This window comes from Vallitalea maricola, from assembly GCF_036985595.1.
Lineage (GTDB): Bacteria > Bacillota > Clostridia > Lachnospirales > Vallitaleaceae > Vallitalea > Vallitalea maricola.
Window position 1 is genome coordinate 83,470 of the sequence record NZ_BTPU01000004.1, and the last position, 7,143, is coordinate 90,612.

Sequence of the window (7,143 nt, forward strand, 5' to 3'; positions counted from 1 at the left end):
TAAAATAAAATTATAAATACTAGGAGGGTTACATTATGTTTAAAAAGTGTTTTAGTGTTATTTTAGTTATGAGTTTACTAGTTACTTTGTTTGTAGGGTGTGGTTCTAAGGAAAAGGTAGAGAAGTCGGATAGTGATAAGGCTTCCGTCAGTGACAGTACTAATGAAAAATCCAACTTGGAAAAATCTAAAGAAATTGATGTGTTCTCCATAATAGGTAGTGATGGTCAACCATTGATTCTTCCAACTGAGAAAAAAGAAGTACCAGATCGGCCAGAAGACCCAAAAGCTTTGGCTGAAGAAGATGCAGGACATTGGTGGGATATTGAATATGCTGGTTGGACTACAAAAAAAGAGAATTTACCAAAGTCACCAGCAGACGGTGCTGTAGGTAAAAAAGTAGTACTTCTAAAGGCAGGAGACCATCCATACTGGACAGCGTATGTTAATGGTTTTACTCAAATAGCAGAAGCTTATGATATTGAAGTAAAGATACTGAATGGTAACTGGAACATGGATTTACAATCTCAACAAGTAGACCAAGCCATTAATGAAAAACCTGATGCTGTTATATTTGCACCTGTTGACGCTACAGCTTGTGCACCACTCATGAGAAAAATCAATCAAGCAGGTATACCAATAATTGCTTCAAATACAATACCAGCAGAAGCAGCCATGAAATATTGCACAGCATGGACTGGACCAGACGATTGGGGACAATTTAGAATGTTGGCTAGATATTTTGCTGATGAAATGGGTAAAGAAGGGGGATATGCCATAGTAAGACATATGCCTGGTTCATCACCATATTTCGCTAGAACATTTGCACCTATAACTGAGTTAGTTGACTATGCTCCAGATATGAAATTACTAGCTATGGATACTGCTAACTTGGAAGCAGAAGCAACAATGCAGCTTGTCTCTGATTGGATTACTAAATATGGAGATGAATTAAAAGGATTGATTCTTGCAGGTGATGGTTTCAGTATGACTGGTACTGAAGAAGCTCTAAAAAATGCAGGAAGAGAAGATATCGTAGTAGTTGCAGCAGGAAACAGTAAAACTGGTATGGATGCAGTTAAAAATGAAGTATGTTCAGGTATTACATATCAATCAGCTGAGGGAGATGGAGCTATAGCATTATTTACAGCAGTTAGATATTTCAATGGAGAAGAGATGGATCCAGTTGCTTATCTACCAAGACATATTATTACAGCAGATGATGTAGACAATTACATGCCAGCTCAATGGTAAAATAATAGAAATAGGTAGGGGCTGTCTTACTATTCTAAAGTGAGATAGCCTCATACCTTAGTTGAATGAGGAGGATATGAGATTATGGAGAAAAATGATGTTGTTCTTAAGAAGTTGAATAGAATCAAAAATGCTGCAAAGTTCAGTGATAAGTGCGATAAAATACCAGTTGGAGAATTTTTCTGGACAGGATTCAAAAATAAATGTATTAATAAATGGGGTAAAGATTTTGATCCATACCTATTTTTTGATTTAGATTATATACCTATAACTCCAAATATGGACCCTCATATAAAATCATTTGAGGTAGTTCAGCAAAATGGTGAGGACATATATATTAGAACGGGGTTTGAAGCTATTATTCATAGATCAGGAGATATTGTAATGCCTCATTATGATAGCTTTTCCATAAAAGAACCAGAAGAAATGGCAGAGTTTACTTTTGATGATCCTACTGACAAAAGAAGATTTCATAATGCCTCTGATGACCAGATTAATGGTGTTGGAGATGTTTTATTAAGAGATATACCTGCTTGGTCTGAACGTGTAGATGCTTATGTGGATAAATTACCTGTATTTGGTTCTGTTTGTGAAGGGTATGAATATGTTTGGAGAATCGTCGGAACAGAAAATTCATTGATGTGGATGTTAGCTGAGCCAGAATTATTTGGAGATTTTATGAAGCGAGTAGGAGAATTCTTAGTTGAGTTCACAAAAGCTCAGATAGAAGAAGGTAATGGAAGACTTTCTGGAATGATAATATGGGGAGATGTTGCCTATCGTAATGGTATGTTGTTCAGCCCAGAAGCATGGAGAAAATATTTTAAACCTATAACTATGCAGCTTATTGATATATGTCATGCTAATGATCTAACTGTTATTTATCATGGATGTGGTAATGCTTCTATCATCTATGAGGATATGATTGAATTAGGATTGGATTTTTATAATCCTCTTGAAGCTAAGGCTGATCTTGATGTGGTTGAATTAGAAAAAGAATACAGGGCCAAGTTAGGTTTTTGTGGAAATATTGACATGAGAGTCTTAGAGAGAAATAACCTTGATGAGATTAAACGTGAAGTTCTATATAAGATGCAGGCTTCCAATACAGGTGGATGGATTTTTCAATCAGACCATTCAATCAGTAATGATGTTGAACCAGAGAGTTACCATTATGCACTGAAAGTAGTTAGAGAATATGGAGAATATCCTCTAGATTTAGATAAGATAAGTGCTGAAATAAAGAGGTTGGATGAAAAGCTTAACAGTAATTAGGAAAGGTTGATACTATGAAAAGGTATGGTTCAGTAATAAAAGTAAGATCAGAAAAATTGGATGAGTATAAAAAGCTACATAGAAATGTATGGCCAGCTGTATTGAAGATAATAAAAGAATGTAATATAGATAATTATTCCATTTATTATAAAGACGGGTACTTGTTCAGCTATTATGAGTATACTGGAGATAACTATGAAGAGGATATAGCTAAGATGGAAGCGGATTCTGTTACACAGAAATGGTGGGAACTGTGTAAACCATGCCAAGAACCTTTGGAAACAAGAGAAAAAGGAGAATGGTGGGCTGATATGGAAGAAGTATTCCATCAAGATTAATATTAAGGAGGTGACAGAATGACTTCTAGAGAGAGAATATTAGCAGCAATAAACCATAAACAACCAGATAAAGTACCAGTAGATCTAGGAGCTACACCTAGCTCTAATATTTCTGCGATAGCATATAATAATTTGAAGAAGAAATTAGATATAAAAAAAGGTCATACAAGAGTATATGATGTTGTACAACAAGTAGTTATTCCGGAAGATGATATTATTGATAGATTTTCTGTAGATGTTGTTGACTTAGGCAGAGTCTACAATGAGAAAGATGAAGATTGGTATGATTATACACTAGCTGATGGTTCAACAGCACAATATCCTAAGTGGTTTCAACCTAAGAAAGAGGTTAATGGCAGTTATACAGCATACCACTCAGATGGTACACTAATTGCAAAGATGCCTCAGGGAGCAACTTTTTTTGACCAAACCATCTTTCCATATATTGATGGATATCCAGATAATTATAAAGATATAGATAAAGCTATGGATAAGGTTCTATGGTCATATCTAGTTCATAGTCCTTGGGATCATGCTGGTGAGCCTGATTTTTGGGAGAATCTAAGAAAAAAAGCAATAGATTTAAGAAATTCTACTGACAAAGCCATAATGATAGTATGTGGTTGTAATCTACTGGAATGGGGTACTTTTCTTAGACGTATTGATAATTTCCTCATGGATTGTTATATAGACCAAGTGAATGTTGAAAAATTATTGGATAAGCTAATGGAAATACATCTTAATACACTAGAAAAAGTATGTGAGTCTGTTGGAGATATAGTAGATATATTGCGTTTTGGAGATGACTTAGGAATGGATAGTGGACCATTGATAGGACCAGATGTCTACAGGAAACTGTTCAAACCTAGACACACCATGTTGTGCGAGTATGTACATAAACATAGTAATATGAAAACATTTTTGCATTCATGCGGTTCCATATCTTCACTTTTTCCAGATTTGATTGAAGCTGGATATGATGTGATTAATCCAGTACAAACAACTGCTAATGGAATGGATCCTGCTACCCTAAAGAAAGAATTTGGAAAAGATATTACTTTTTGGGGTGGTGGCTGTAACACAAGATGGATGCTTAATAGAGGAACACCAGAAGAAGTTAGAAAACATGTGCTTAGTAATCTGGAGATATTTTCACCAGATGGGGGTTTTGTATTCAATCAAGAGCATAATATAATGCCAGATGTGCCACCTGAAAATATTATTGCTATGTTTAACGCGGTTAAGGAATTCAATGGAGATATTTAAGTTAATATAATATTAAGAGCTGTTTCATATTATCAAAAATATAATATGAAACAGCTTTTTTTATAATAGGTAAATGATTTATTATAATATATGATAGAATTTAGATGATAAACAATTATTTTTTTAAATAATGTCACGTTTACTTGATAGAATTCGTTATATAAGTATAGTAAAAATTTAATGATAAAATTGGAGGTGTAATCTTGAAGACAGAGTCTATTGAAATAATTATAGATAAATATCAATTTCCAATATATAAATATTGTTATCAAATGGTTAGAAATAAAGAAACAGCAGAAGATCTGACCCAAGAAATATTTATAAAATATTATCAGTTGTGCACTAGAAAATATTATAATACAAATTATTTATATTCTATTGCACATAGTAAATGTATTGATTCTCTAAGAAAACAAAGACGAGAAATTTTATTTATCAAGAATTTATTACAAGATGATAATTATGAGATATCTACTGAAGACAAATATTTAAATAATCAATATAGCTATGAATTGGAAAGTATATTAAAGAAACTGAGTAATTATGAAAGAAGTGTTCTTTTATTAAAGACAGTAAATGGATTATCTTTCAATGAAATTTCAATGATATTAAATAAAAAAGAAACTACAGTAAGGAAACAATTTCAAAGAGTTAAATACAAATTGGAAAAAGAATTAAATAAGAAGGGAGTGAATAAAATTGAAGGAAAAGTTTCATTCTATGGATGATATTCTAGACAATCTAAATCAAGAAAATGTTCCATTTGAAAATCATAAATCTTACATACTAGAAGAGTTGAACAAAGATATAAATAAAAAAACTTATAGAATTTCTAAAAAAATGGCAATAGCATGTACGGCAATTATATTATTCATATCTATAACTTCAGTAGCAATAGCAACAGAAGGATTTGGATTATTAAGAAAAAATGTTAAGGATAAAAATGGTAATATAATATTGGAATATGGTATTACTGATGAGAGAAAATATAAGGAAGATAAAGATGAATTTGAATCTAGGGTATATTCATATAAAATATTTAGTAAGTTTTACAATTCTATCGAACAACAAATTCCAGATGGTAAATTTGCATTAGTTATACCTGTTAAAAATTATAATTCATATTTACCTCATAGTGCACGTTTTTTTGGAGGCAATAAAATATTCCATAGTCATGAAGATATGATTAAGAGTAATATAAAATTTCCTGAACCACATTATATCCCTAAAGAATATTCATTTAGTAAAAGTAGAATGTATTTTTATCATGAAAATATGGGTGTGTGTTTTGACGAAAAATGTAATGAAGATTTATTCAATAAATTATTTAATGAGGCTAAAGCAGAGGGGTTAGAGTATTATTATAAAGAATTGGATGTTTCTAAAGATATTAAAACTGAAAATCTAAAAGATGTGTTTTTAATTTATAGGAAAAAGGAATCTGAAGAGCTAAAAAGTGAACAAATGAATTTTTCGGAATTAAGTATTACGATCTCTAATAATAAATTTTCAATAGAAAGGAATATTGATAATGTTGAAAAAAGAGAAATTAATGGTAGGGAATATTTGGTAGATGGCCTTGTTTATAATACTTATATTTATATAGATGACCAATTATGGACTGTTGAGGTTTGCTCATCATTTGCATATAAAAATAGAGATGAAATTATCTCGAAGATAGTTGAAAACATTAAATGAATTGAAGTGGGCTGGGATATTAAGAATACTCCAGCCTTATTATTTTAACTGTCATTTTTCTTTCAATAAACAATATTGAGCAATATTAATTGCTGCTTCTCTTGGTAAAATCCTGTTAAGCTGTCTTAAGATATTATTCTTGATGCCTACTACTTTGAATAATTTATTTTTCATCAAAGCATTATAACCGGCAGTCGCAACTCTTTTGGAAGACAGCATTGATTGGAATATACGTGCTTTGCCTGAACCTTTCGCACAATCAGTAAAATTAGTATCAGTAGGACCAGGACATAGAGCGGTAACTCTTAATCCATATGGTTTGAGTTCATTGTGAATTGCCTCTGTAAAGTGTAAAATATAAGCCTTAGAAGCGAAGTATACAGCCATGTAAGGACCACCTTGGAAGGCACTTGTTGACGAAATGTTCAATATTCTTCCATGTCTTCTCTTAGCCATATCTTTTGAAAATAGTTTTGTCATATGGGTAACGGCTCTTATATTAAGCTCGATTAGCTCTAATTCTTTATCAAGATTTGTCTCGATGAATGGACCATATGTTCCAAATCCAGCATTATTAACTAATATATCTACTTGGATTTCCCTGTCAGTTATTATTTTATACACTTCATCAACGGCATTTTTTTTGGTCAGGTCTCTCTGAATTAGACAAACTGGAACTTTATAAGTTTTTTTTATAGTATTCCTAGCTTCATAGAGTGCAAGGATATCAGTACCAACTAATATTAATGGGTAATTATTTTTTGCAAATATTTTAGCCAATTCTAATCCTATACCTTTATTTCCACCAGTTATTAATACATAACCTTTTTTCACATTATCACCTTATTTCAAAATATAGATATAGTTTTTGTATTTATTTCTTATTTATACCAAGTACAATAATCAACTCATATGGTAAATTATGTTTTTAGTATATGATAATAATAGTTATAATCTATACTATTTTTGTGGTATAATTTTTTATGATATGTTTAATTGAAGGCTTAAATGTTAAACTCATGAGTTATACGTAAAATTGATATAACAAAATTGAATAGGAGATTGAATTATTATGGCAGAGATAACTAAAGCAAAAATAGATGATATAGCTGATATTATGGAACTAATTAATGACTGTGTTAATAATATGAGAGCAAATAATATATTTCAATGGGATGAAAATTATCCCAATGAAGAAGTAATGTTAAAGGATATAGAAGATGGTAACCTCTATATTATGAAAGATTATAATAGCTTTTTGGGTATAGTAACCATTAATGAAGAACAAGATGAGGAATATAAAACTGTTGATT

General features: G+C 31.3%; 7 protein-coding genes and 1 pseudogene. 7 read left to right on the plus strand and 1 reads right to left on the minus strand.

Features of this window, described 5'->3' with window-relative positions; translation table 11 throughout:
• The first annotated feature begins 35 nt into the window (after positions 1 to 35).
• The 6 genes from AACQ14_RS01515 to AACQ14_RS01540 all read left to right on the plus strand — a co-directional run bounded on the left by AACQ14_RS01515 (position 36) and on the right by AACQ14_RS01540 (position 5,830).
• On the plus strand, positions 36 to 1,253 hold the full coding sequence (locus tag AACQ14_RS01515) for a sugar ABC transporter substrate-binding protein (RefSeq protein WP_339361802.1): 1,218 nt from the start codon (positions 36 to 38) through the stop codon (positions 1,251 to 1,253).
• A gap of 84 nt (positions 1,254 to 1,337) precedes the next feature.
• Positions 1,338 to 2,528 carry a uroporphyrinogen decarboxylase family protein gene (locus AACQ14_RS01520; RefSeq protein WP_339361803.1) on the plus strand — a complete coding sequence of 397 codons (1,191 nt, stop codon included), beginning with the start codon at positions 1,338 to 1,340 and terminating at the stop codon, positions 2,526 to 2,528.
• A 14-nt stretch (positions 2,529 to 2,542) separates the two neighbouring features.
• Positions 2,543 to 2,866 (plus strand): L-rhamnose mutarotase, encoded by a 324-nt coding sequence (locus AACQ14_RS01525; RefSeq protein ID WP_339361804.1) that lies wholly within the window; start codon positions 2,543 to 2,545, stop codon positions 2,864 to 2,866.
• 18 nt (positions 2,867 to 2,884) lie between these two features.
• On the plus strand, positions 2,885 to 4,132 hold the full coding sequence (locus tag AACQ14_RS01530) for a uroporphyrinogen decarboxylase family protein (RefSeq protein WP_339361805.1): 1,248 nt from the start codon (positions 2,885 to 2,887) through the stop codon (positions 4,130 to 4,132).
• Positions 4,133 to 4,335: 203 nt separating this feature from the next.
• Positions 4,336 to 4,860 carry an RNA polymerase sigma factor gene (locus AACQ14_RS01535; RefSeq protein WP_339361806.1) on the plus strand — a complete coding sequence of 175 codons (525 nt, stop codon included), beginning with the start codon at positions 4,336 to 4,338 and terminating at the stop codon, positions 4,858 to 4,860.
• Positions 4,832 to 5,830, plus strand: a complete 999-nt coding sequence (locus tag AACQ14_RS01540; RefSeq protein WP_339361807.1) for a hypothetical protein — start codon at positions 4,832 to 4,834, stop codon at positions 5,828 to 5,830. Before AACQ14_RS01535 ends, AACQ14_RS01540 begins: the two co-directional genes overlap by 29 nt.
• Before the next feature lie 51 nt (positions 5,831 to 5,881).
• Here AACQ14_RS01540 and AACQ14_RS01545 read toward each other — a convergent pair whose 3' ends face one another.
• A complete protein-coding gene (locus tag AACQ14_RS01545) occupies positions 5,882 to 6,664 on the minus strand; it encodes an SDR family NAD(P)-dependent oxidoreductase (RefSeq protein ID WP_339361808.1) in 783 nt (260 codons plus the stop codon).
• Between the two features lie 238 nt (positions 6,665 to 6,902).
• Here AACQ14_RS01545 and AACQ14_RS01550 point away from each other — a divergent pair.
• Positions 6,903 to 7,143 (plus strand): annotated as a pseudogene (locus AACQ14_RS01550) (hypothetical protein); the annotation flags it as partial.